At 36.8% G+C, this 24533-nt stretch carries 24 protein-coding genes and 1 riboswitch; of the genes, 9 read left to right on the top strand and 15 right to left on the bottom strand.

The window, feature by feature from the left end:
* The first annotated feature begins 130 nt into the window (after positions 1-130).
* From CP367_RS09195 to CP367_RS09185, 3 genes are all read left to right on the top strand, one after another.
* Positions 131-853: a GntR family transcriptional regulator gene (locus CP367_RS09195; protein ID WP_061204629.1), complete on the top strand. Its 723-nt coding sequence runs from the start codon at positions 131-133 to the stop codon at positions 851-853.
* A gap of 10 nt (positions 854-863) precedes the next feature.
* Complete coding sequence (locus CP367_RS09190; protein WP_089146217.1) at positions 864-2345, top strand: family 1 glycosylhydrolase; 1482 nt, start codon at positions 864-866, stop codon at positions 2343-2345.
* A gap of 105 nt (positions 2346-2450) precedes the next feature.
* A complete protein-coding gene (locus tag CP367_RS09185; RefSeq protein ID WP_025006145.1) occupies positions 2451-2861 on the top strand; it encodes a DUF3284 domain-containing protein in 411 nt (136 codons plus the stop codon).
* Positions 2862-3212: 351 nt separating this feature from the next.
* Here the strand turns inward: CP367_RS09185 and celB are convergent, their stop codons facing one another.
* From celB to CP367_RS09165, 4 genes are all read right to left on the bottom strand, one after another.
* Positions 3213-4565 carry a PTS cellobiose transporter subunit IIC gene (gene celB, locus CP367_RS09180; protein ID WP_089146218.1) on the bottom strand — a complete coding sequence of 451 codons (1353 nt, stop codon included), beginning with the start codon at positions 4563-4565 and terminating at the stop codon, positions 3213-3215.
* A 199-nt stretch (positions 4566-4764) separates the two neighbouring features.
* On the bottom strand, positions 4765-5277 hold the full coding sequence (locus tag CP367_RS09175) for a PTS cellobiose transporter subunit IIA (RefSeq protein WP_089146219.1): 513 nt from the start codon (positions 5275-5277) through the stop codon (positions 4765-4767).
* A 105-nt stretch (positions 5278-5382) separates the two neighbouring features.
* Positions 5383-5745: a PTS lactose/cellobiose transporter subunit IIA gene (locus tag CP367_RS09170; protein WP_014918983.1), complete on the bottom strand. Its 363-nt coding sequence runs from the start codon at positions 5743-5745 to the stop codon at positions 5383-5385.
* A gap of 27 nt (positions 5746-5772) precedes the next feature.
* The gene (locus CP367_RS09165; RefSeq protein WP_025006148.1) at positions 5773-6108 is read right to left on the bottom strand and encodes a PTS sugar transporter subunit IIB; all 336 of its coding nucleotides are present in this window, start codon (positions 6106-6108) and stop codon (positions 5773-5775) included.
* Positions 6109-6416: 308 nt separating this feature from the next.
* Here CP367_RS09165 and CP367_RS09160 point away from each other — a divergent pair, with 308 nt between their 5' ends.
* Together CP367_RS09160 and CP367_RS09155 are read left to right on the top strand one after the other, a co-directional pair.
* A complete protein-coding gene (locus tag CP367_RS09160; RefSeq protein WP_025006149.1) occupies positions 6417-7121 on the top strand; it encodes a GntR family transcriptional regulator in 705 nt (234 codons plus the stop codon).
* Between the two features lie 84 nt (positions 7122-7205).
* A complete protein-coding gene (locus tag CP367_RS09155) occupies positions 7206-8651 on the top strand; it encodes a 6-phospho-beta-glucosidase (protein ID WP_089146220.1) in 1446 nt (481 codons plus the stop codon).
* 63 nt (positions 8652-8714) lie between these two features.
* On the opposite strand, the gene CP367_RS09150 is transcribed toward CP367_RS09155, so the two are convergent.
* The gene (locus CP367_RS09150) at positions 8715-9371 is read right to left on the bottom strand and encodes a DNA alkylation repair protein (protein WP_023488392.1); all 657 of its coding nucleotides are present in this window, start codon (positions 9369-9371) and stop codon (positions 8715-8717) included.
* A 131-nt stretch (positions 9372-9502) separates the two neighbouring features.
* Here CP367_RS09150 and CP367_RS09145 point away from each other — a divergent pair, with 131 nt between their 5' ends.
* Positions 9503-10429, top strand: coding sequence for a nucleoside hydrolase (locus tag CP367_RS09145; protein ID WP_089146221.1), 927 nt, complete (start codon positions 9503-9505; stop codon positions 10427-10429).
* A 25-nt stretch (positions 10430-10454) separates the two neighbouring features.
* On the opposite strand, the gene CP367_RS09140 is transcribed toward CP367_RS09145, so the two are convergent.
* Together CP367_RS09140 and CP367_RS09135 are read right to left on the bottom strand one after the other, a co-directional pair.
* Positions 10455-10970: a hypothetical protein gene (locus tag CP367_RS09140; RefSeq protein WP_060461855.1), complete on the bottom strand. Its 516-nt coding sequence runs from the start codon at positions 10968-10970 to the stop codon at positions 10455-10457.
* 9 nt (positions 10971-10979) lie between these two features.
* A complete protein-coding gene (locus CP367_RS09135) occupies positions 10980-11246 on the bottom strand; it encodes an FMN-binding protein (protein WP_005728109.1) in 267 nt (88 codons plus the stop codon).
* A 335-nt stretch (positions 11247-11581) separates the two neighbouring features.
* Here CP367_RS09135 and CP367_RS09130 point away from each other — a divergent pair, with 335 nt between their 5' ends.
* Complete coding sequence (locus CP367_RS09130) at positions 11582-13192, top strand: Mbeg1-like protein (protein ID WP_013086192.1); 1611 nt, start codon at positions 11582-11584, stop codon at positions 13190-13192.
* A 42-nt stretch (positions 13193-13234) separates the two neighbouring features.
* On the opposite strand, the gene CP367_RS09125 is transcribed toward CP367_RS09130, so the two are convergent.
* The 8 genes from CP367_RS09125 to lysA all read right to left on the bottom strand — a co-directional run bounded on the left by CP367_RS09125 (position 13235) and on the right by lysA (position 21588).
* Entirely contained in the window at positions 13235-14278 is a 1044-nt protein-coding gene (locus CP367_RS09125; protein ID WP_089143517.1) for a serine hydrolase, read from the bottom strand.
* A gap of 162 nt (positions 14279-14440) precedes the next feature.
* Positions 14441-15499, bottom strand: a complete 1059-nt coding sequence (locus tag CP367_RS09120) for an aspartate-semialdehyde dehydrogenase (protein WP_013086190.1) — start codon at positions 15497-15499, stop codon at positions 14441-14443.
* Positions 15499-16674 (bottom strand): aminotransferase class I/II-fold pyridoxal phosphate-dependent enzyme, encoded by a 1176-nt coding sequence (locus CP367_RS09115; protein WP_023488387.1) that lies wholly within the window; start codon positions 16672-16674, stop codon positions 15499-15501. The genes CP367_RS09120 and CP367_RS09115 overlap by 1 nt, the downstream gene beginning before the upstream one ends.
* A gap of 11 nt (positions 16675-16685) precedes the next feature.
* Positions 16686-17465, bottom strand: a complete 780-nt coding sequence (gene dapB / locus CP367_RS09110) for a 4-hydroxy-tetrahydrodipicolinate reductase (protein ID WP_089146222.1) — start codon at positions 17463-17465, stop codon at positions 16686-16688.
* A 6-nt stretch (positions 17466-17471) separates the two neighbouring features.
* Positions 17472-18398: a 4-hydroxy-tetrahydrodipicolinate synthase gene (dapA, locus tag CP367_RS09105; protein ID WP_023488385.1), complete on the bottom strand. Its 927-nt coding sequence runs from the start codon at positions 18396-18398 to the stop codon at positions 17472-17474.
* Between the two features lies 1 nt (position 18399).
* Positions 18400-19554 (bottom strand): N-acetyldiaminopimelate deacetylase, encoded by a 1155-nt coding sequence (locus CP367_RS09100; RefSeq protein ID WP_005724567.1) that lies wholly within the window; start codon positions 19552-19554, stop codon positions 18400-18402.
* Between the two features lies 1 nt (position 19555).
* A complete protein-coding gene (gene dapD / locus CP367_RS09095) occupies positions 19556-20263 on the bottom strand; it encodes a 2,3,4,5-tetrahydropyridine-2,6-dicarboxylate N-acetyltransferase (protein ID WP_089146223.1) in 708 nt (235 codons plus the stop codon).
* A 14-nt stretch (positions 20264-20277) separates the two neighbouring features.
* Entirely contained in the window at positions 20278-21588 is a 1311-nt protein-coding gene (lysA, locus tag CP367_RS09090; RefSeq protein WP_061204620.1) for a diaminopimelate decarboxylase, read from the bottom strand.
* Positions 21589-21676: 88 nt separating this feature from the next.
* A riboswitch (Lysine riboswitch) is annotated at positions 21677-21850 on the bottom strand.
* A gap of 197 nt (positions 21851-22047) precedes the next feature.
* On the opposite strand from lysA, the gene CP367_RS09085 reads away from it, so the two are divergent.
* Both CP367_RS09085 and dapF read left to right on the top strand, forming a co-directional pair.
* Complete coding sequence (locus CP367_RS09085) at positions 22048-23403, top strand: aspartate kinase (RefSeq protein ID WP_089146224.1); 1356 nt, start codon at positions 22048-22050, stop codon at positions 23401-23403.
* Positions 23404-23411: 8 nt separating this feature from the next.
* On the top strand, positions 23412-24416 hold the full coding sequence (dapF, locus tag CP367_RS09080; RefSeq protein ID WP_005718898.1) for a diaminopimelate epimerase: 1005 nt from the start codon (positions 23412-23414) through the stop codon (positions 24414-24416).
* Positions 24417-24533 lie beyond the last annotated feature (117 nt).

Below are 24533 nucleotides of genomic sequence, written 5' to 3'. Positions count from 1 at the left end.
ATATAGTTTTAGAAAGAGAGATGCCATTAATGCTTGTAAAATAGTAAAAATGACGTCTCTTTTTTGATAAAGTATAGACTTTTGTTTTAAAATAGAAGTATAAGTATAAAAGTAAAGAAGATGAAAAAACATGGCAAAGGCAAAATATTTAGAGGTCGCAAGTGAATTAAAAAAACGTATTGAAAATGGTGTTTACAGTAAGCAAGAGCCCTTACCTGATCAAGAGGCATTCGCTAAAGAATTTGACGTTAGTCGTCTGACTGTAAAAAAGGCTTTCGATGGTTTGGAGCGACAAGGACTAGTTTATAAGCAATCTGGCTTAGGCACATTTGTCGCAGGCGAAATTCCAATTAAATCTGATATTGACTCTCCCGTCAATGCTTTTACTGGTTTAAGAAACTTACTAGGAAAAAACGAAGTTACAAGTAAGGTGCTACACTTCTCTGTTGAGTTTCCCGATGAGCAAATACAAAAGAACCTCGATCTAAAGCGAAATGAACCAGTCTATAACATTGTTCGACTTAGAATCTATGATGATCAACCCTACATTATTGAGCATACTTATATGCCAATTAAGCTGGTTCCCGAATTAGATGAGAAGATTCTACATGCATCAATCTATAATTACATCCATCAAAAATTGCATTTAAAGTTTGGTCATGCTTATCGAAAAATTCGTGCTGCTAAACCCAACGAATACGATAAAAAATTCTTAGATGCTAAAGATGATGACCCAATGCTTGAGCTAGAACAGATCATTTGGCTTACAAATGGGCAACCAATCGAATATTCAACCAGTAGAAATCGATACGATACTCGCGATTACGTTTTATTAGATAATAACCGATTTTAGGAGGTATTTTATGGCATTCTCAAAAAATTTCACTTGGGGTGGCGCTACTGCAGCTAACCAATATGAAGGTGGTTATGATGAAGGCGGCAAAGGCTTAAATGCCGTTGACGTTTTAACTAATGGTTCAGCAACTGAACCACGTAAAGTAACTTGGAAAAAGCCTAATGGCGAAACAGGTGCTACACCTCTAGTTTGGGGTAAGGACTTCAGCTTACCTGAAGGAGCTGTTCCTGCTTTGCTTGATGGTTACTACTACCCAAGTCACCAAGGTACAGACTTTTACCACCATTACAAGGAAGATATTAAATATATGGCAGACATGGGCTTTGATGTTTTCCGTTTATCAATGAACTGGTCCAGAATTTTACCAAATGGCGATGATGAAAAGCCTAATGAAGAAGGATTAGCATTTTACGACAAGGTATTCGATGAATGTGCTAAGTATGGTATTGAACCATTAGTTACTTTATCTCACTACGAAACTCCCCTCTCTTTAATCACTCGCTTCGGTGGCTGGAAAGATCGTCGTTTAATCGATGCTTTTGTTCATTATTCAAATATTGTAATGAATCATTACAAAGGCAAAGTTAGATACTGGCTTACTTTTAACGAAATTAACGCGATGGATATGGCTCCATACATGGGCGGTGGCCTAATCGATGGTAGTGAACAAAATCGTGCCCAAGGTGCCCACAATCAATTTGTAGCAAGTGCTAAAGTAGTTAAGTTGGCTCACGAAATCGATCCAAATAATCGTGTGGGACAAATGTTAGCCTACTCTGCTTACTACCCATACACTTGTGATCCTAAGGATCAAATTAAAGTTATGGAAGTAAAGCAAGATATGCTTTTCTATAGTGATGTTCAAACTGGTGGTCACTATCCAGAATACCGTTTGAAGAAATATGAACGTGACGGTATTAAGCTTGACGATACACCAGAAGATTATGAATTGATCGCTAAGTACCCTGCTGACTTCTTAAGTTTCTCCTGCTACACTTCAAATGTTTTAACTACTCATGAAGCAGAAGCTAAAGCATCTGGTAATGTTAGCGCAGGTGGCGTTAAGAACCCTTACCTTGAAAGTAATGCCTGGGGTTGGGCAACTGACCCAGATGTTTTAAGAATTGCTCTTAATGATCTCTGGGATCGTTACCACAAGCCTCTCTGGGTAGTTGAAAATGGTTTAGGCTCCGCCGACACTTTAGAAAAAGACGGCAGGGTCCATGATGATTACCGTATTAATTACTTGCGTAGTCAAATCAAATCTATGAGGGATGCCGTTACAATTGATGGCGTTGACTTAATGGGCTACACTACTTGGTCGGCAATTGATTTAGTATCTAACGGTACCGGTGAAATGAAGAAACGTTATGGCTTCGTCTATGTCGATCGTGATGATCGTGGCAATGGATCACTTAAGCGTTACCCTAAGGATTCATTCTACTGGTACAAGAAAGTCATCTCATCAAACGGTGAAGATTTAGACTAATTTAATCCTAAAATAGAGCCTAACTTATGAAAAAGCTAGACTCTATTTTTTTAAATAAATATAATTAAGATATAAGTAATATAGAAATAGAGAGAAGAGAAAAAATTGATAACTATTACAAGACAATTCAACTTTAAAGCTAAAGATTTCTTTGATTATTTAGAAGAACAACTAATCCCTGCTATTAAAAAAGCTAGAGGCAATGATATGCCCGTTGTTTTAAGCAAGGGTACTAAGTACGAAATGGACGGTGCTAAGGTTGAAATTACCGATTATGAGCGTAACAAAGTCTATGGTGCTCATTTCAAGACTAGCCGTCTTGAGCTCCAGATTAAGTATGTAACTGAAGATAATGCCGAAGGCGTAAAGATTACCTTCAGTGAAGATATGCTCAGCTTTGACCGTGAAAAGCATGGTAAGTTACAGACCTTGTTCTATAACTGGCAGCTTAAGATGGGCGCTAGAAAAGAATTAAAACGTATGGGTGACAACGTTTATGCCAATATGGCTGCTTAGAATCACCCTCTCAGCATGAAAAAGACCGTAGTTCGTTTGAATTACGGTCTTTTTTATGGATCAATGCTGGTATTGGTTAAATTGAGTATCAATGCTAATTAATTAAATAATACGTTTCTGCTTCATGCATATTACTCTTCCTTTCTTATTCAATTTAAATACCCAATAATACTCGTCAACATCTTTTCGTCTACTGCTCTTTTCAAATTTGTTGCCAATTATGAATTACTACTTAAAGTTAACTAAATTAATATGAACTGAATTTTTAATTAATCAAAAAAACGTTGCCAGATTAGACAACGTTTTTTATCGTTCAAAGTTAACAAAGTTTTATTTTAATTTTTTAATTTATTAATTCTTAGCAGTATCTGCTTGTTCTTGCTTAAGCAATACATTGTCGTAGTGCTTAATGAATGGGAACCAGATCAAGAATGCAACGATCGCACAAACTACTGAAAGAACGGCACCTTGCCAACTAGCAGTTGCGATGAAACCACTCAAACCAACTGGAGTTGGCCATGGTTGTTGTACGATGATCTTAGGTACTAAATGAGTTGTTACAGCAACATAACCAATAATACCTGAAGCAAGCGGAGCACAAATAAATGGAATCAATAAGTTAATGTTATAAACGATTGGTAAACCGAAAAGAATTGGTTCGTTAATGTTAAAGATAGCTGGGACTAATTCAACCTTACCAATTTCTTTTAATTGGACTGAACGTGAACCAAAGGCAAGCCAGATAGCCATACCTAAAGTGGCACCAGAACCACCAATAATTACGAATGAGTTCATTGGGTCACCAGCGAAGAAGTGTGAAGCACCATTTACGTTAGCAGCCATGTTAGCCAAAACAATTGGCGTATAGAAAGCACCCATAATTGTGGCACCGTGAATACCAAACCACCATAAGAAGTGGATCAAGAAGATAATGATGAGGAATCCCCACCAAGTATCAGCGATATTACTAATGAATGAGAATGGAATGTAAAGAACCTTGAAGATATCAGTTCCTAAAGTTACCAAAATCAATTCAATAACTGCAACAGTTAAAGCAATACAGAAACCTGGAATCAAAGCACTGAATGAGTTAGATACACCAGCTGGAACAGATGCAGGCATCTTAATTCTCCAGTTATGCTTAACCGTGTAACGGTAGATTTGAACTGTTAACCAAGCAACTACCAAACCGGTAAAGATACCAACTGAGGCAATTCTAGTAATACCACCAGTTGAAGCTTCATAACCACCAGCAACCATCTTAGCCTTAGTAAGAATAGTAACAAATTGAATTGAACCATTCTTCCAAACAAGTTCTGGTACAGTAATGAAAAAGGCCATTAAGAACATTAATAAACCATTCATTGGTACCAAATCAAGTTTTTCTTCTTGACGGTAAATATTTGTATATGAATATGCAAAAGTACCGGCAAAGATCAATGCCAAAATACCCATAGTAGCATTGTAAACAACTTGGAATAAGTTGGTAAAACGACCCAAAGTATTTGCATAAAATTCAGCAAATCCAGGAATTGGAAATGCTTGTGGCAATACAGTTAAAATTAAGAATATTGCTCCGATAATAGAAAATGAAATAACGCTATAGCCAGCGTCCATGATAGCTCTAACAAAGCGTGATGAGGCAAATTTCCCGGCTTTTGCCGCAATCTTATCTTTGAAAGAAGCTGAATTAGAATCAGCCATATTCTTTTCCTCCTCAATATTTCTGAAGCATTCATCAAATCTGAACATCTTCATTATAACAAAAGCGATTTCTTATGTAAACGCTTTTTCTTGACATACGGTATACCTTTGAAATCAAAAGTCTTTACTTTTCCCATTATCACGGGCTTTTGGGCAAAATAAAAAAACTTATAGTTATTTATAAGTTTCTTCATATAATCTATTGTTGATGCTTCTTGAAAACTTCAATTACACGGTAATAACGATCCTTATCGTTCAAAATTTGATGAATTCTGAATTCGCATAAAGCTGCCAAAACAATTCCGATTAACAGAAAAGCAGCCATGAAATACAAAATATCATTGTTAATTACAAATGGAAAAATCATCTTTTTAAGTGGAGTAAACAAACCGATTGTTAGCAATGCATTAACTATCATCTGAACATACAAATATATTCTAGTAATTGGAATGTCACGCTTACGATTGTGCATCTTAGATAACTGCTCAAAACTAGCTACAGCAGAATAAACTCCCATAATTAGCGCAGTAAAAATGCCAAATCGTGAGCCATAATATGCACTAATAATAAACCACATCAGATTGCAAAATAAAAAGATAGTTACTATATATCTAATCATCAAATACCGACTAAAATACATGTATTTGATACTTTCACGGTGCTTAGTCCGTGCTACTTCTGCTTTTTCTCTTTCGACTTCTTTTTGATTCATATTTCTTCTCTCAATCTAAACTTAATTATTTTCATTTTAGCATTTTTGCGTAAAAAAATAGATCCCACTTTTTCGTGAGATCTATTTTTATAGCGATTACTTATATTATTTCTTAAGAGAGCCAGACTCATATAGCTTTTCATAAAGATCTACCATTTCTCCAGCTAAGTCCCTAAAGGTAATAGCGTTCATCAAGTGGTCTTGTGAGTGTACCACTAATAAAGTGACATGCATATGGTCACCTTGTGCCTCTTTGGTAAGCATATTGGTTTGTGAATTGTGAGCTTCAAGAAGTGACTTATCACTTTCCTTAAGCTTTTCACGTGCGCCTTCAATATCGCCTTTTTTAGCAAGACGAATTGCTTCAAAGGCTAAACTTTTTGCGTTACCACCATTAGCAATAAGGCCCATAGCAGCCATTAATGTTTCTTGTTCCTTTTGCTCTGGAGTTTGCTTTTCTTCTGCCATAAATCTGTCTCTCCTTTAATTAGTTAATTAACCCTTAATCATTTTTTCGGCTTGAGCCAAAACGTTCTTACCGTTCATCATGCCGTAGTCTTGCATGTTGATAACATCCAAAGGAATGTCCTTACCGTCTTTACCCTTGCCTTTAACTTTGTTTTCGAAGTCACCCTTCATGTAACTTACTTGAGGCCCAAGAAGAACACAGTCAATTTCCTTTTGTGCAATCTTGTCATCAGCTTCTGAAGCTGGGCAAGCAAAGATTTCTGCATCAATGCCTTGTTCCTTAGCAGCTTCTTGCATCTTAGTTACCAAAAGTGAAGTACTCATACCTGCACTACAATTTAACATAATAGTTTGTTCAGCCATAATATAAAATCCTCCTGATCATTACGTTTTATATTTAAATTTCTTTTATTGATCTACGCCAATTATTATAAAACGCTTTCATTGTTTTGTAAACAAAAATATATACTTTTGTTTTCCCATCACTAAATATTATGCATCACTTGTATGCCTTTTCAAATACATACAAGCTACATGTAAAGCATACCACTTTACTTATGAAATTGCTTACAATTTTTGTATAAAAATTAGCAACCGCTTACACAATTATAAAGAAAACTGGTAAAATAGCAATGAAACATTTTCCTTTACAATAGAGAGGAGGCTTACCCTTGAGTCGTTATCAAGAAATAGCCAATGATATAGAAAAAGATATTATTGAAAAGAAGTATGTTAGACAGTTGCCTGAGCAATTTGATTTGGCTAAGAAATATCATACTAGCCGAGTAACTATTGTTCATGCTCTTAAAATTTTGCAAAGCAAAAAATTAATCAAAGCTGTCAAGGGACACGGTACCTTCATTACTAGCAAGTCGATTCCTGATATTTTTCTTAACTCTGGTGTCAACGAACATACCGGCTTCACCAGACATGTCAATAGCGCCTTTCTATTAACTAGCAATGTAATTTCGTTTAATATTCGACGGCCGAGCGCTGAAGAATGCAAAGCTTTATGTCTAGACAAAAATGATGAGGTTTATGACATTATTAGACAACGTATCTTAAATGGAAAACCAGCTAGGTTGGAATATACCGTCATGCCGATTAAGCGCATCCCCGGAATCACAATGGATATTCTGCACAAATCAGTTTACTCCTATATTCAAAATGAGCTGGGGCTTAAAATTGGCAAGGACGATCGGATCATTACCGCAGAAAAATCTGATGCCTACGATATGAAATATCTTGACTGTGCCATCGACGATCCCGTTTTATGTATTCAACAAAAAGCGTTTTTAGAAGACGGCCGTCCCTTTGAATTATCAGAATCGCGCAATCGCTATGATCGAGGCGCCTTAACAGTCAACGGTGACTAAATTCAACTTGATTTTAAAAATACACTGTGTCAGAATGACTATTGTAAACGTTTCCAGTTACATACAGAAAGAGAGGAATAATTAATGTATTCAGCAAAAATGCCAAAAAACTTTTTATGGGGTGGTGCTGTAGCTGCTCACCAACTTGAAGGTGCTTGGAAAGAAGGCGGCAAAGGAGTTTCCGTTGCCGATGTTATGACAGTCGGTTCCGCTACTAAGCCACGTGAAATTACTGATGGTGTTCTTCCAGGTAAGAACTATCCTAACCACTCAGCAATTGATTTCTACCACCACTACAAGGAAGACATCAAGTTAATGGCAGAAATGGGCTTTAAGGCTTTCAGAACTTCTATTGCCTGGACTAGAATTTTCCCTAACGGTGATGAAAAAGAACCTAATGAAGAAGGTTTAAAATTTTATGACGATTTATTTGATACCTGTCATGAATACGGCATTGAACCTGTAATTACCCTCTCCCACTTTGAAATGCCATTCAATTTGGCTAAGAACTATGGTGGTTTTACCAACCGTAAAGTAATTGACTTCTTCGTACATTTCGCAGAAGTTTGCTTCAAGCGTTACAAGAACAAGGTTAAGTACTGGATGACTTTCAATGAAATTGATAACCAATCAGCATTTAACAATGACTTCTTAATGGCTACTAATTCTGGTATTCTTTTCAAAGATGACATGACTGACAGGGATAAAGAAGCTGCAATGTATCAAGCTGGTCACTATGAATTAGTTGCTTCTGCATTAGCAGTTAAGATTGGTCACAAGATCAACCCTAACTTCCAAATTGGTTGTATGATCAACTACTCACCTGTTCGTCCACTTACTCCATCAAGTGATGATGTATTATTAGCTGACAAGTGGGAGCAACGCCGTGATTGGTTCTCAGACGTTCATGTTTTTGGCGAATATCCAAATGCTGTTGAAGCTTATATCGAAAGAAATGGCTACCGTCCTGACATCACTGATGAAGATAGAATTGTCTTAAAGGAAGGTACAGTTGATTATGTTGGCTTTAGTTACTACCAAACTACTACTGTTTCAAGCGAAAAAGTTAAGCCTGATGATTTAACTGATTTAGCTAAAGCTGTAGCTAAGAACCCTACTTTGAAGCGTAGTGACTGGGGCTGGGAAATCGATCCAGAAGGTTTGAGAATTGCCTTAAACCAATTGCAAGATCGTTACCACAAGCCATTGTTCATCGTTGAAAATGGTCTTGGTGCTTACGACAAGGTTGAAGACGGCAAGGTTCACGATGACTACAGAATCGACTACTTGAGAAACCATATTTCAGAAATGGAAAAGGCTGTTGAACTCGACGGTGTTGACTTAATGGGTTACTTACCATGGGGCTGTATTGACCTTGTTTCTGCAGGTACTGGTCAAATGGATAAGCGCTACGGCTTTATCTACGTTGATAAAAACGATGCTGGTGAAGGTACATTGGCTCGTTCACGTAAGGACTCATTCTTCTGGTACAAGAAAGTTATCGAATCTAACGGTCAAGACTTAGATTAATTAAACTATTAATATCAAAAAACTGATATTCAGACTTTAATCATTGAATATCAGTTTTTTATTTTATAAATATTTACTGCCTTCTTTAATACTCAATTTAGCTAAATGCTCTCGATGCAGTTCAATGAAGTTACGCACCCAATCTGGATTGGTCTTAGAGTAATCACGCAAAGCCCAGCCAATTGCCTTATTGATAAAAAACTCCTGACTATCAAGATTATTTTCAATAATTTTTTGTAATAACGCGGTGTTCATCTTCTTTTTACGCAATAATTGATGCTCAATCGCGACCCTTCTTACCCAGAAATCTGGATCTTGCGACCACTTGAGCATTAGATCGTCTACTCGATTATCCGTTAAGCCAACATAGCCATAAATTTTGATTAATGAGTCAATCGTATCCCACCATTGCTTTGTTCTAACAAAACGCTCAATTTTAGCTAAATCATCAAAAACAATATACTTTTTCATTGCCAATAAATAATCACAGGCAAAATATTGCAATTCGCGTTGTTCTTCATCCCATGCCTGGTCTAGCAACTTCCAGTCAACTTCTTTTTTCTTCTTTTCATCTTTCAAAAAATTATGAGAAATCGCCCTACGTTCTGGTGTTTGTAGGCCATAGAATAGAAATTGATTTCGCATGTAACCAACAAGATGATTGGCCTTTTCTTCATTTGCCCGAGCGCTAAATTCTTTTTTTAATGTTTCAATATTCATGTTTTTTATTTTAGCACAAAAAGAGGTCTCCAAATTCTAGAGACGCTTATCGTAAAAATAATCATCTACCCGATCATTTCAACTAAAATCTTGGTAGAATAAAAGTATCTATATTAAGAAAGGCATAAACAATGAAACAAATTTATTTTAACCATGATGGTAATATCGATGATTTAGTATCTTATCTGCTCTTACTACAAGCACCAAATATCAAACTTTTAGGCGTTGGTGCAATTGATGCAGACGGCTACATTGATCCTAGTGTTGAAGCATGTCGCAAAATGACCGATCTTTTTAACTTACGTGGTGATGATTTGACTATTGCTCGTTCCAACTCACGTGCAGTCAACCAATTTCCTCACGAGTGGCGGATGGCAACTTATTCATTTAATTATCTTCCCATGCTCAATGAAAGTGGCAAGATTGATACGCAACAGGCAAAGCTTCCTACTCATTTAGACATGGTCGAAAAAATTAAAGAAGCAGACGAGCCTATCGCTTTAGTTATGACAGGTCCGTTAACTGACCTAGCTCGCGCTTTAGATGTCGATCCCGACATTGAGAAAAACATTGAAAAACTTTATTGGATGGGTGGTTCTCTTGATGGGCACGGCAACGTTGCTATGGTTAACGCTGACGGTAGTCAAGAATGGAACTCGTTTTGGGATCCATACGCAGTTAAACGCGTATTTGAATCAAATATTCCAATTCAGATGGTCGGATTAGAAAGTACGGAAGAATTACCACTTAACGATGAGTTGCGCCAGCACTGGGCAAGTTTACGCAAATATCCTGCAATGGACTTGATAGGACAAGGCTATAGTCTAATCGTATCTATACCATCAGCCGAACTCTACCTTTGGGATGTGCTAACTACAATCAGCGCACTATATCCAGAAGTTGTTGAAACCGAAACGGCTAAAGCAAGAGTCATCACTGATGGGTTAAGTGCAGGAAGCTTTGTACGGGATCCTAAAGGAAGAGAAGTAACTCTTGTTACTAAAGCCAATAAGGATCTCTTCTTCCAAAAGATGGATGAAATTTTAGAAAGAAAATAACAAAAAAGAGGCTCACGCCTCTTTTTTATATTGCCTTAATTGACTTTTTGTAAAGAATTACCGCAATCCAAACTGAAATGAATGATGGCAGTATCACAACTACAAACAAATTTGGATCTAAAAAATTACCTACTCTGATGAAGTTTGTAATTGAAGTAATATGTTTTATGTTACTAAATATCGCTTGATAAACTGTAACATATATTAACGACCACTGAATATAATATTCTACCAAAGTGAGTGTAGTTGTCGAAAACTTAAAAATTTTGCTAGCCAGTCGCATCCCCCAATAAACAAAAACACCTGAAAGTACAACAAATGCTGCTAACAGCAAAAACAAGTTTCCCAAATTAACATGGTCCCATTGACTCATGATCAAATACGCAATTACCATGAAAATTAAGAAATTAATTGTTGAACAACACAGCTGAATGACAAATAAAATTGCAGCCTTTAAGAATTCAAACTTGTGCTCTGATCTGAATAACAAAAATACTACTATAATAATTACAGCAATGATGAAATATGTAGTAACGTGCACAGTTATCTCCTACTTTGCCTGTTTTAAGGCTTCGCTTGTAGCCTCTTTAACCCCATTGGAAGTAAATGTTGCACCAGTAACAGCGTCGATATCAGCAGATTGTTTATCCAAAATTTCCTGCTTTAATGTTTTTTCTGCTTTTTGACCATACTGCGGCGTTTCCGTAGATAAATCTAAATCTACAGTTGAAATTTTATTATCAGCTACAGTTAATGTCACACCTACAAAGCCTGCCATGCCGCGTGCACGGGCACTATATGTTCCTTCTTTTAACATCCTTTTTCCTCTTTTTTATAAAACAAAAATACTGCTATATAATAAATATAACAGTATTCCTAAAAAAAGCCACAAAGATATTGTGTTTAGTATATCATATTGATATACTATTTCTTGGGTCTTGATTGTTTTTATAAGTCCTTATTATGACCCATGTGCAGGTAGTAGAATCCCCTTCTACCTGTTTTATTATACCACAATAAATAACTGATGTTATATCAAATCCTAAGTTCTTTTGAAAATTTTCTCAAAAGGGCTTTTTTCTTGCACTATCCTTTATAAGTTACGTTAAAATTGAAATGGAATTATAAAGTTATATTTAAAGAAGGTAAAGCATGTATCCAGATAATAATATTCTTACATATTTAAAATGGCGTGGTGACGTTGACTTCTCAACATCGCCTTTTAATGATATTGATGCACTTGTTTTATCTATTTTTTCTTATCTTGAATTACCAGGTATTGTTAAAAGTAACGGAACGACAATTAGTTTAGAGAAGGCTGCCAAGCTCTATTTTGCAGATGATCATCCTCGTTATGATAATTTGCAATACCAAGAACTATTTAAATTAATGGCTCATGCAGACCGCTTTAAAAATGCAAAACTGTCGTATTTTATTAGTACGTTAACTGAACATACTCAATTTAGTGCAATCAAAATTGAACTAACTGATGGGACCAACTTTATTGCTTTTCGTGGGACTGACGATTCACTAATTGGCTGGAAAGAAGATTTTGAAATTAGTTTTAAAATCACTGTAGCCCAACAACAAGCAGTAAAATTGCTCGAAACTATTCTCAAAGCTGATGATCAAGATTATTACTTAGGCGGTCACTCAAAAGGTGGCAATTTAGCTGAATATGCTGCCATTAATATTGAGCCCAAATTAAGAAAAAGAATCAAACGTATTTATACCTTTGATTCACCTGGAATTGCAGAAGAAGTTGGTGCTCAGCTCCCTAATAAGTATTTGCAAAATACTCTACGCCGCTTTGTGCCAGACTTTAGCGTCATCGGTCGCTTGTTTGAGTCGAAAAATATTCCAGCCACTATTGTTGGTAGTACTCGCAAGGGATTAAGCCAACACGATGCTTTTTCCTGGCAAATAATCGGTTCTAACTTCGACACCAGACGCCACCGCAATGCTCAATCTCAAGTATATAATCAACTAATCAATCAATGGATTGGTAACGCCACCCTAGAAGAACGTGAGTCTTTAACTAATGACCTCTTTTCTGCTTTAAGCTCTAGCGGCGCAACTAAGATCAACGAACTTGATAAAAATGGTTTTGGCGGTTTTGGTGCAATTTTGTTTTCACTGGCTGATTCATCTCGGCGAACCCGTTTCGTCTTTGGTTCATTATTTTCCAGCATTTGGCAGACGATCAAGAGCCAGCAACTGACCAAAGCGCTTTTCTCAACAGACACAATTGTTGGTTGGGTGCTGGTAGTATTAGGAATCATTAGTCTAACTCTACCCCAATATGCAGTGCGCGCTTTTGGCGCCCTAGTTGCCTTCACGGGGATTGGTTTCAGTGTTCACCAAATTTTAACAACGGCAAAATCTAGTCTAAAAGACCGACAAAAAAACTTCTTTATTATTTCGTATTTAGTAGTTTTTGCTTTATCAACCGCGTTAATTTCTAATAACCGTCTACTAATTTTCTTAGCTCACTACTTCTTAGGACTATTCTTAATTATCTATTCCTACATTCGAATTAGGCAACTAGTCTTTCGTAAATTACCCGGAATTTTTCAGATTACTATTGTAGCGATCGAGGCATTAATTGCTTTTGCTTTAGGAATTATCGTAGTGGTTAACCCTAGTGCCTTTAATCGGAGAGCAATTATTATTATCGGTATTTTGCTAATTGCTTACGGCTTCTTCAAGTTAGTTGGCGAATTATTTGGCCAGCGCAGCAAAATGCCCAAAAATCATCGTTAAAAAAAGCTTGTTAACTTCAATATCAGTTAACAAGCTTTTTTCTTAGCCCTTAATAAAGGTATTAGCCTTTATATGCTTTAAAATGTTATACCCGATTGCACGAATATGATTTTTACTACCATAAGTTTGATTCAAAAACATTACAATTCCATTCTGATTATCAGTAGTCAGTTGCATCCAGTTAACAAAGTGGGTATCACCAAAATTGCCATAAGCGACTTTTAAAGTTTGATTCTTTTTCAGATAAAAACCACCTGAGTAAGTATTAACCTTAGAACTTAAATGACCAAGATAATGGAACTGTTTTTTAGTCAGAATCTTGCCATTTTGCATACCAGATTGGATTTTATAATAATCATTAGCCGTTGAAAATAGATTCCCAGCACCAGGCAATTGAGAAACAACATTACGATTAGCATAGGCACTAGCACTGTAATTTTTACCACCAGAATAAAGATATGAAATCGCATCAGTCTTTGACCGCGGAATTTGTTGGTAAATATAGGTTTGCTTCAACTTCAATGGTCGAATAACCCGCTGTTTCACATTAGCAGCATAAGACTTTCCCGTTACTTTACTGATAATGCCTGCCAGCAAAACATAGTTAGCATTATTGTAATTAAATTTACTGCGTCCCGTATTTTCTCGTGCATTGGCTTGGGCAATTATCCAATTGATCGCGCCATTTTCAGAAAAATTAACTCCATGATTAGATTCTGTTCCAATTACGTTAATTCCTGAGGTATGTGTCATTAACTGCCCCACCGTAATTTGGTTTGCATGCTTCAAATTTGGATACCAGCGTGAAATCTTAGTATTCTGATTGAATTTCTTCTGGTAGATTAACTGTGTAATTATTGCAGCAGTAACCATCTTTTGCAAAGAACCAACTGGATAAAGCAATTTTGTATTGCCATTTTTCAGTCGTTTGCTGTAATAACCGTAGCCTAAGCTAACACGTTGAGCATGCCCATTTTTTACAATTTCAATGCTTCCTCGTAAATGATGCTTTTTCATCATCTTAAGCGTATATTGCCATAGTTGCTTATTTGAATAACTCTTCGCCTGCACAGCATGATTTGACATTATCAAACACGATGAACAAAATAAAATGAAAGCTATCCCGAACTTTTTTAGTGTCTTCAAAATTTCAATCTCCTTTTAATCCTGAACTATTCTACCACAATCAAAAAGCGCAAAATCACTTTTAATCATGGTTTGCGCTTTCATTTTTATTTTTCAAAATTTTTATAGTAAGTTCATCTTAACTAGGTATTCCGCATTTTCAACCGTATTCCATGCAGCACCCTTAAGCAAATTATCGGCTACAATCCACATGTTGAAGGCACCCTTATTTTCATAATCAGGGCGAATGCGGCCAACAAAAGTTTCTCGCTTACCTGTTGCATTAATTGGTTGCGGATAAATTTGATGTTTAATATCATCTTCCAAAACATTACCTGGAAAGGCAGCAACTGCATCTTTAATATCTTGTGCCGTTGCAGTCTCATCTTCAACAGTAAAGTAGACACTTTCCCCATGAGAAATTGGCACAGGAACCCTAACACAAGTTGCAGTTACCTTGATATCTTTGGCATTCATGTCATTTAGCATGATCTTCTTTGTTTCATGAATCATCTTCCATTCTTCATGAGAATAGCCACTATCTTCTAAAACATCAATTTGAGGTAACAAATTAAAGGCTAATGGGTAATGCTTTTTGTCTCCTTTAGTAGGTAAAATATGAGCATCTGCTTGCATGTCTTTACCATCAAGGTAATCTTGACTTTCCTTTTTTAATTCATCAATTGCTGCTTGCCCTGCTCCTGAAGCAGCTTGATAAGTGGAAACGATAATTTGTTTCAAACCAAATTTTCTTCGAACTGGTTCCAAAGCCATTACCATTTGAATTGTTGAACAATTTGGATTGGCAATGATGCCGTGATGCTTTTTCAATGCTTCTGGATTAACTTCAGGTACAACCAGTGGTACATCTGGTTCCATTCTAAATGCTGATGTATTATCAACACAGACAGCACCACGCTTAACGGCTTCCGGCAGAAACTTCTTTGACACTGCACCACCAGCTGAGGAAAGTACTAAATCTACACCATCAAATGATTCTGGTGTAGTTTCTTCAACTGTCAAATCTTGATCCTTAAATTTTAAAACTGTACCTGCTGAACGTGAGGATGCGAGTAGCTTTAAGCTTTTAACTGGAATCGTTGATTGTTCCAATTGTTCGATCATTCTTCTTCCCACGGCACCAGTAGCACCTAGAATTGCAACATTATATTCTCTCACCATTATTTTTCTCCTCGCAAAAAATTCTTCATTCTTTCCATCGCTTCATGTAGATTTTCATCACTGGAAGCATATGACATTCTAACGTACCCTTCTCCACCAGGACCAAAAGCACTACCTGGAGTAATACCGACTTTTGCTTCAAATGCTAAATCCAGTGCAAATTGCATATCATTTTTACCATATTTAGCTGGAATCTTAGCGAAAATATAAAATGCTCCCTGTGGTTTAACTGCTTGCATCCCCATCTTAGCTAATTCATCCAACACAAAATCGCGCCGTCTTTGATATATTTTGCGGTATTTTTCTGGATCATCCAATCCATGCTCCAAAGCTTCAGTCGCTGCAGCTTGAGAAGAGTCAGTTGTAGTCGTAACCATTAAACCATGGACTTTACCAATTTGTTCCATAATTTTTGCCGGACCAGCTACATAACCCAGTCGGTATCCTGTCATTGCATGTGACTTAGATAATCCAGAAATATAAATTGCCCGTTCAGGAATCACACTTGCAATTGAAAAATGCTTAACGCCATAAGTTAAAGTACTGTAAATTTCATCAGTAATTACGTACAGATTGTGTGCTTTTATCACTTCAGCTAATGCCCTAATTTCGCTTTCGGTATATTCAACTCCTGTCGGATTAACTGGGTAGTTTAAGATAACCGCCTTGATATTAGATTCTTCCTTAAGTGTACTTTCTAATCTTTCTGGCGTTAATTTAAAGTTATCTTCTGACGTGTTCATTAATACATAATCTGCATCTGCTAAAGTTGCAACTGGCCAATATAGTGAAAATACCGGTGTAGGAATAGCAACCTTATCACCCGGATTGGTAATTGAAAATAGTGTCGCATTAATTGCTTCAGTTGCGCCAACTGTAACCACAATTTCAGTTTCTGGATCGTAAACTACTCCAGTTGCTTTTTTCAAATAATTGCTAATTGCTTGCCTAAGTTCCAATTTTCCCTTTTGTGGCGCATAGTGTGAATCATTATTTCGAATACTTTCAATTGCAGCTGTTTTAACATGCTCAGGTGTATTCATATCAGGCTCACCCAAAGTCAGCTTGATAATTCCAGGAATGGTTGAAACTTTATTATCAAAAATCCTAATCCCCGAAGCCTTAACAGATTGAATCTTCTTACTTAAAGCCAAGTCATTTGCTAATTCTGGCATAATTTTTCCTCTTATAAAATATTCTCTAAGCCAATAACTAGTTCAGTTAATTGATCAACTTTTTCTAAAGCAACTTTAACCCCACTCATAAAGGAATCACGATCAAATGAATCCTGTCTAATGGTTAAAGCTTCGCCAGGTCCACCAAATAAAACTTGCTCATGTGCAATATAGCCAGGTAAGCGTACTGAATGGATTTTAATTCCTTGATAATCTCCACCGCGAACATTGGCTAAAGTCTCAGTTTCATCAGGCGCAGTTTGATGTTCAGGACGATTTTGCGCGATCATTTTTGCAGTAGCTAAGGCAGTGCCTGAAGGTGCATCTTTTTTATCTGCATGATGCATTTCAATAATTTCAACATCAGGGAAATACTTAGCAGCTTCTTCAGCAAACTTCATTAATAAAACTGCTGACATTCCAAAATTAGGTGCGATTAAACCACCTAATTTTTCCTTTTTGGCTAGTTCAATCAAAGTTGCTTCTTGATCATCACTCAAGCCAGTAGTTCCAACAATAGGTTTAATTTGATGCGTTAAAGCAAAATAAACATTGTCATAGACAGCTGCGGGAGTAGTAAAATCAATCCAAATATCTGCAGCATGGTCAGGAATTTGACTTAATTGGTTAAAAATTTGGGCTGTTTTAGGTAAATGATATCTTTCAGGCTCATTTACTGCCTTTGGAGCAAATCCAGCCACCAATTCAAAATTGGACAGCTGATTAACTAAACTAACAGCCTTTTGCCCCATTGCGCCAGTAAACCCAGCTATTAGTACTTTTTTAGGCATCTCGTCTTACCAATCCTTTCCTAAATTAAGTGGCAACTTTTGCATCAATGCATTAGCATTTAAACCCAAATGCTGGGCCAACTTTTCTTTTTCCTCATCACCTAAAGCGACTAATGGCAAACGACATCCCCCTACTATAAATCCTTGAGCATTCAAGGCTGCCTTAACAGGAGCTGGTGAAGGATACATAAACAAAGCCTGCATTTTCGGCGTTAACCAGCGTTGAATCGTGCCCGCCTCAGGATAATTTCCTTCATAAAGATCATCAAACATTCGCCGCATTTGTTTGCAATATAAATGGCTAGCTACGGAAATAACGCCATTGGCTCCTAGTAATCTTGCAGGTAACGCTTGCGTATCTTCACCACTAAATACCAAAAAATTAGGATCTTTATGATCAATAATGTATTCCATTTCTTCTAAAGATGCACATTGTTTGATTCCCTTAATATTTTTAAGGCGTGATAATTGGACTACCGTTTCTTTTTCCATCTTCACGCCAGTTCGACCAGGGATGTTATAGATCAAAATTGGGATCTTAGTTTGTTCATTGATAGCACTAAAATGTGCAATCATGCTACGCTGATCAGGCTTATTGTACGGTGGCACTACTACTAAGGCATAATCAATTCCTTTAATTTGTGCTACCTCATTGGTGAAGGCGATAGTGGTTGCAGTGTCGTTACTGCCCGTTCCTGCAATAACCGGAACACGTCCATTAACAATTTGACCAAAATGCTGGTACAAGTCTATCTTTTCATCATGAGTCAGAGTTGGCGTTTCTCCGGTCGTACCACCAACTACAAAGCCATTGCAACCTTGGTCAATTAAATAATTAACCAGCTTTTCTAAACTGGCAAAATCTATTTTTTGATTCTCATCAAATGGCGTAACAATCGCCGTTAACAAATCTGCATCAATTAATGTTGCCATTTTATTGCCTCATTCTATTAATCAAAAATCCTTTGATTGCATCAACGCCGCGCTGAATGCTTTTCTCATCAGGATTAAGTGTAGCCGTATGCAATTGTGAATCAGGATCACCAACACCTAGCCAAAACATTGTCCCAGGGAATTTAGCCAGCAAAAAGCCAAAATCTTCACCTGTCATTTTTGGTTCAGTAGTAATAAAGTTAACCGTCGGCTGACTTTTCATATATGAAATAAAGTTCTTGGTTAATTGTGGGTTATTTTCTACTGGCCAATATCCACCTTGATTCAAATCTAACTTCACTTCTACACCAAAGCTTTTCTCAATACCAAGACAGATTTCTTTGAGACGTTGATCGATTGTCAAAATCATATTTTGAGTTAAGCCACGAATCGTGCCCTCAATTCTAGCTTGACCAGCAATTACATTTCTAATCGTACCAGCTTCGATTTTGCCTAGAGTAATAACACCACTTTGAATTGGATCTATGCTTCGTGAAATAATAGTTTGAACCTGCATGATCAAACTTGCTGCTGCAACTACCGTATCATTTGCATCTTGCGGAAAAGCTGCGTGTCCACTTTTACCTAAAATATCAATATTGACTTCAGTTGTACCAGCAAAAAGTGTACCCATCCGACACCCAATACTACCAGCAGGCAAAGCGGGGTTATCATGCAAGCCATAGAACTCGTCAGGTTTAAATTGATCATGAAAAATTCTTTTTTCATAAGCTTGCATCCCACCACTTTGGCTTTCCTCGGCTGGCTGAAAGAAAAAAAGCAAATTATCTTGTGGCTGATTTTCACTAAAATAGCTTAACAAACCTAATGCCACGGTCATATGAATATCATGTCCACATGCATGCATTACTCCCTCATGTTTTGATGAAAATGCCAGTCCAGTTTTTTCAGTAACTGGTAAAGCATCGATATCAGCACGATATCCTATCGTTCTGTGCGGTTTTCTTCCTTTAACTAATACTAGAATTGCGGTAGGCAGTGTCGACGGTATCTCAACTTCCAAATAATCTTGCTTAAATTTTTGAATTACCTCGATTAAATAATCATGTGTTTCTTTTTCTGCTAGTGCTAATTCAGGTATTTGATGTAAATGCCTTCTAATTTGAATTAACTCACTTTCACTTAAAACTGACATTTTATAACTTTCTCAGATTATCTTCTAGTTCCGTCTTACTACTAGTTTTTTCATCAACTTTTTTAATAATTTTAGCAGGAACGCCCGCTACCATCGTATGTGCTGGCACATCATGAGTAACTACTGCTCCGGCTGCCACAACGGCTCCTTCACCTACATGAACACCCTCAATTACAACTGCATTAGCTCCAATCATGACATTATCATCAATTTGAACCGGTTTAGCTGAAGCAGGCTCAATTACACCAGCCAATACGCTACCAGCTCCAATATGACAATGTTGTCCAACAATGGCACGGCCACCGAGAACTACGCCCATATCAATCATGGTATTAGCCCCGATTTCTGCTCCAATATTAATAATGGCACCCATCATAATTACTGCATTATTACCGATTACCACTTGATCACGAATAATAGCTCCTGGTTCAATTCGAGCATTAACTTTTTTGAAGTCCAATAAAGGAACTGCTGAATTTCGTGCATCATTTTCAATATGGTAGGCCGTAATTTGATGATTTTCTTTTAAAAATGGTTCAATATCTTTCCAGTCACCAAAGATCACGCCAGAATGAGCTTCAGTAAAATTCTCAATTTTCTTTGGAAAATCAATTTGTGCTAAATCTCCTTTAATAAAGACTTTTACCGGTGTCTTTTTTGGTGCATTACCGATGTAATCAATAATACTTTTTGCATTTAACTTTGCCATCTTTTTTCTCTTTTCTAATTTAAATATGATTGATCTAAATGAACCAAGTCTTCTAAACTTTCACGCTTAATGACTAATTTTGCTTTACCATTTTCTGCAAATACCACTGCTGGTCGAGAATTACGATTATAATTTGAAGCCATTGAATACCCATATGCACCTGTATCCAACATCGCTAACAAGTCTCCAGCTTTGACTTGTGGCAAAGCTTGATCTTCTGCTAATATATCGCCACTCTCGCAATACTTACCAGCAATACGAACATGTTCAGTCAAAGGCGCTTGTGGATCGGTGGCTAAAACTGTTTCATACTTAGCCTGATAAAGTGCAGGGCGAATATTATCTCCCATCCCGCCATCGACAGTAATATAAGAACGATAACCTGGAATATCCTTACGGCTACCCACCGTATAAAGGTTGTAACCGGCTGGACCAACAATTGATCTTCCCGGTTCAATATCGATTTCAGGTAAAGGATAATTCATTTTTTCAGCTTCAGTTTTGATCACCTTAACAATCGTCTTAACAAATTCTTCTGGTCGTAATGGATGATCTTCTTGGGTATATTTAATCCCAAAACCGCCACCAACATTAATAACTTGTGCAAGATAGCCATACTTTTCTCGCCAATCTTGCGCTACTACCATTAATTTTTGTGCTGCCATTTCAAAGCCGTTTAAGGCAAAAATCTGTGAGCCAATGTGAGCATGAATCCCCAACATTTTCATCCTAGGATTAGCTAGAACTTGTTTTAATGCCTTTTCTGCTTGACCTGATTCAAGATCAAAGCCAAATTTACTATCAATCTGACCTGTTTGATCATATTCATGGGTATGTGCTGAAATCCCTGGTGCAATACGCAACATGACACTAATCGTAGCATCGTACTTTTTTAAAACTTGCGCCAATAACTGAATCTCATGAAAATTATCAATAATAATTTTGCCAACATGATTTTTTACAGCCATTTCCAATTCAGTTAATGATTTATTATTACCATGAAAGCTAACTCTCTCCATTGGAAAATTGGCTTTTATTGCAGTAAATAACTCACCTGCTGAAACTACATCAGTGTATGCTCCCTCTTCTGCAATAACCTGATACATTGCGATTGCTGCGAAAGCTTTACTTGCATAACTAACAGCATAGGCCATGTTTTCTTCTTCAAAAACTTTCTTAAAAGCCCGAATTTGTCGACGAATTTGATCGACATCATAAACTACTAATGGCGTACCATACTTTTGAGCTAATTCTACTGTATCAACTCCACCAATCGTTAAATGGCCTTGCTCATTAATCTGATCTACTGCAATTTGTGAATTCATTTTGTTCTCCTGTCTTTTTCAGGCGAAACGCTAATAAAAAAATCCATTGTCTGCGCCAAACAAACAATGGATTAATTTCTACTTAATCTATGGTCGATAGCGCTCCGCGAATTTTGTTCGCGACAGTCCGCAGTTTATTCAACTACGCCCCAGCTCAAGCCTTTAGCATGACTCAGCTTCGGCAACCTCCCCTTTTACAATTCATCTTCGTTTTGCCCAACTCAGAATTGTTACTTATGTCGGCTGCGCCTCTTCGATTGACTGTAGTTTACAATTTTATAAAAATATAGTCAACAAATTTATTATAAAAATTTAATTTTATTTGTAACAATGCGGCATTTAGAGTGATAAATTACAGTCATCACTTGCAAGATTAAAAAAGAATGTTAGAATTCAATTAAATTTAGTCTGACTTTTTTATTTAAATTAATGATTTCTGAAAACAAAAGGAGTTTTGAAATGAAAATCGTAAAGTTTGGTGGCTCTTCTTTAGCTACCGGTGAAAGTGTTGCACAAGCAATTCAAATTATTCTCAGCGATCCTCAACGACAAGTAATGGTTGTCTCTGCCCCAGGCAAAAGGAATACAACAGATATCAAAGTTACTGATCTGTTAATCAAGTACGCAGATTTAGCCTTAAAGCACAAGAATTGTGTTGAAATCGTGAATAAAATTTTTAGTCGCTATCAAGAAATTGGTCATTATTTTGGCTTAGCAGATACGGAATTAAGTATTATTAAACAAATTTTATTAGAGTTGCCCAATCAGGGTTATCCTAACGAAAAATATCTTTTAGCTGCATTTAAGGCACATGGTGAACGACTTAATGCTCGTTTAATTACTTTAGTTTTACGCCATCAAGGAATTAATAGTCGTTTTCTTGATCCGGCTGAAGCCGGTTTAATCGTGACTGGCGAGCCCAATGATGCCATTGTCAATCCAGAGAGCTACTTAAATCTTGACCAAATTAAAATTAAGGCTGATGAACGTATCGTATTTCCTGGCTTTTTTGGCATGACTCCGTCTGGTAATATCGCCACTTTTTCCCGTGGCGGGTCAGACATTACCGGGGCTATTCTAGCTAGCGGCTTTCATGCTGATCTCTATGAAAATTTTACAGATGTCAATGGGATTTTTGCCGCTAATCCTCATATTATTGAGCATCCCCAATCCATCAAGAAAATGACTTATCGCGAAATGCGAGAGTTGTCATATGCTGGCTTTTCTGTTTTTCACGATGAAGCATTGATTCCTGCTATTCAAGGACAGATTCCTATCAATGTGAAAAATACTCATGATCCTAGCAATCCTGGCACTATGATTGTCCCAGAAAAGGATTTTGTCCCAGATAATGCAATAACCGGCGTAACCAGCCAAAAACATTTTTCCGCATTATATTTGCATAAATATTTGCTCAATAAAGAAGCTGGTTTCACCTTACGTATATTACAAATTTTATACCAACATAATATTCCATATGAGCATATGCCATCTGGGATTGACGATATTACCATTATTTTTAACAATGATTTTCTAAACGATCAGTTAATTGATCAAATTTGTAATGAAATTCAAGCTACAATTAATCCAGATCAACTCGAATGGATTGAAGATTATGCAATTATTATGGTTGTCGGCGAAGGAATGCGACAAAAACATACCATCAGCCGTCAAATTATCGATTCTTTAGGCGATCATGATATTTCACCACAAATGATCAATCAGGGAGCTTCTCAAATTTCAATCATGATCGGTACTAAAAAAGAAAAGGCTGATGAAGCAGTAAAAATTATTTATCAAAAGTTTTTTAATTAGGGGGCATTATGATTAATTTATTCAAAGTTCACGGTTCTCAAAATCATTTCTTTATTCTTGATCAAACACAATTCGAACACGAATTAAGTGACGCCGAGCTAAAAAATTTTACGCAAAAGATTACCAATCCACAAACTGGACTGCTTCACGGAGCAGATGGCGTTTTAGTAGTTAATCATCCCGTGCATTCTAACTCACTTGGCCAGATGCGTGTAATCAATGCTGATGGAAGTGAAGCATCAATGTGTGGCAACGGTCTACGCACCGTTGCTCGTTACCTAAGTGAAAAAACGGGAAAAGATAATTTCCTAGTTGACACAATGAATGCCAGCTTACGTGTTAGAAGAGAAAAAGATTTTGCTTCTAACGTGCCAGCATTTGCAGTTGAGATCTCTCCTGTACGCTTTAATAAAGAGGCACTCCCTTTTGATAATTTAGGACAAGAACGGATTATTGATGCTTGGTTGCCAGAAATTTATCCTGGATTACGTTTTACTTCAATTGCCGTACCTAACCCACATTTAATTTCTTTTGTTAATCAAGCAGAAATTACCGGCCCGATCTTAGGCATTGTTGGTAAAAAATTAAATAGCAATAATCCCTACTTTACAGATGGCGTCAATGTTAATTTCGCGCAAATTTTAGATAAAAATAAACTTTTTGTCCGCACTTACGAACGGGGCGTTGGTTTTACCAATGCCTGTGGTACTGGAATGTCCGCGACTTCTCTTGCTCTTACTTTAACCCACCCCGAAATAGGCAACTTAAATACACCAATATCAGTTTATAATCCTGGCGGTATGGTTAAAACTATCGTGCATTATGAAAAAAATAGTTATTGGATCGAGCTTATTGGTAACGCTACTTTTACTCATCGAATTAAGCTTTCTGAAGCTGACTTAAGGAAAGGTGATTTTTCCAATGTCCAGATCCAAAAGACTGCTGAACAAAGTGCTTATGAAAAATTTATTGCTAATCTGCCAAAGTTCAATGACATTACAACTTTAGCGTAAAAAAATGGCTTGCAACACGCAAGCCATTTTTACTTTTTAATTATTAATCTAAGTCTTTCAAGCCATGCTTTTTCTTGGAAACGCGATAAAAAATATAAGGCGGATTGTAAAATCAAA

This window comes from Lactobacillus sp. UMNPBX16 (assembly GCF_002553775.1).
GTDB classification, from domain to species: Bacteria; Bacillota; Bacilli; order Lactobacillales; family Lactobacillaceae; genus Lactobacillus; species Lactobacillus crispatus.
Note: the sequence above shows the minus strand (reverse complement) of the source record. Positions and strands in the feature narration are given on the sequence as shown.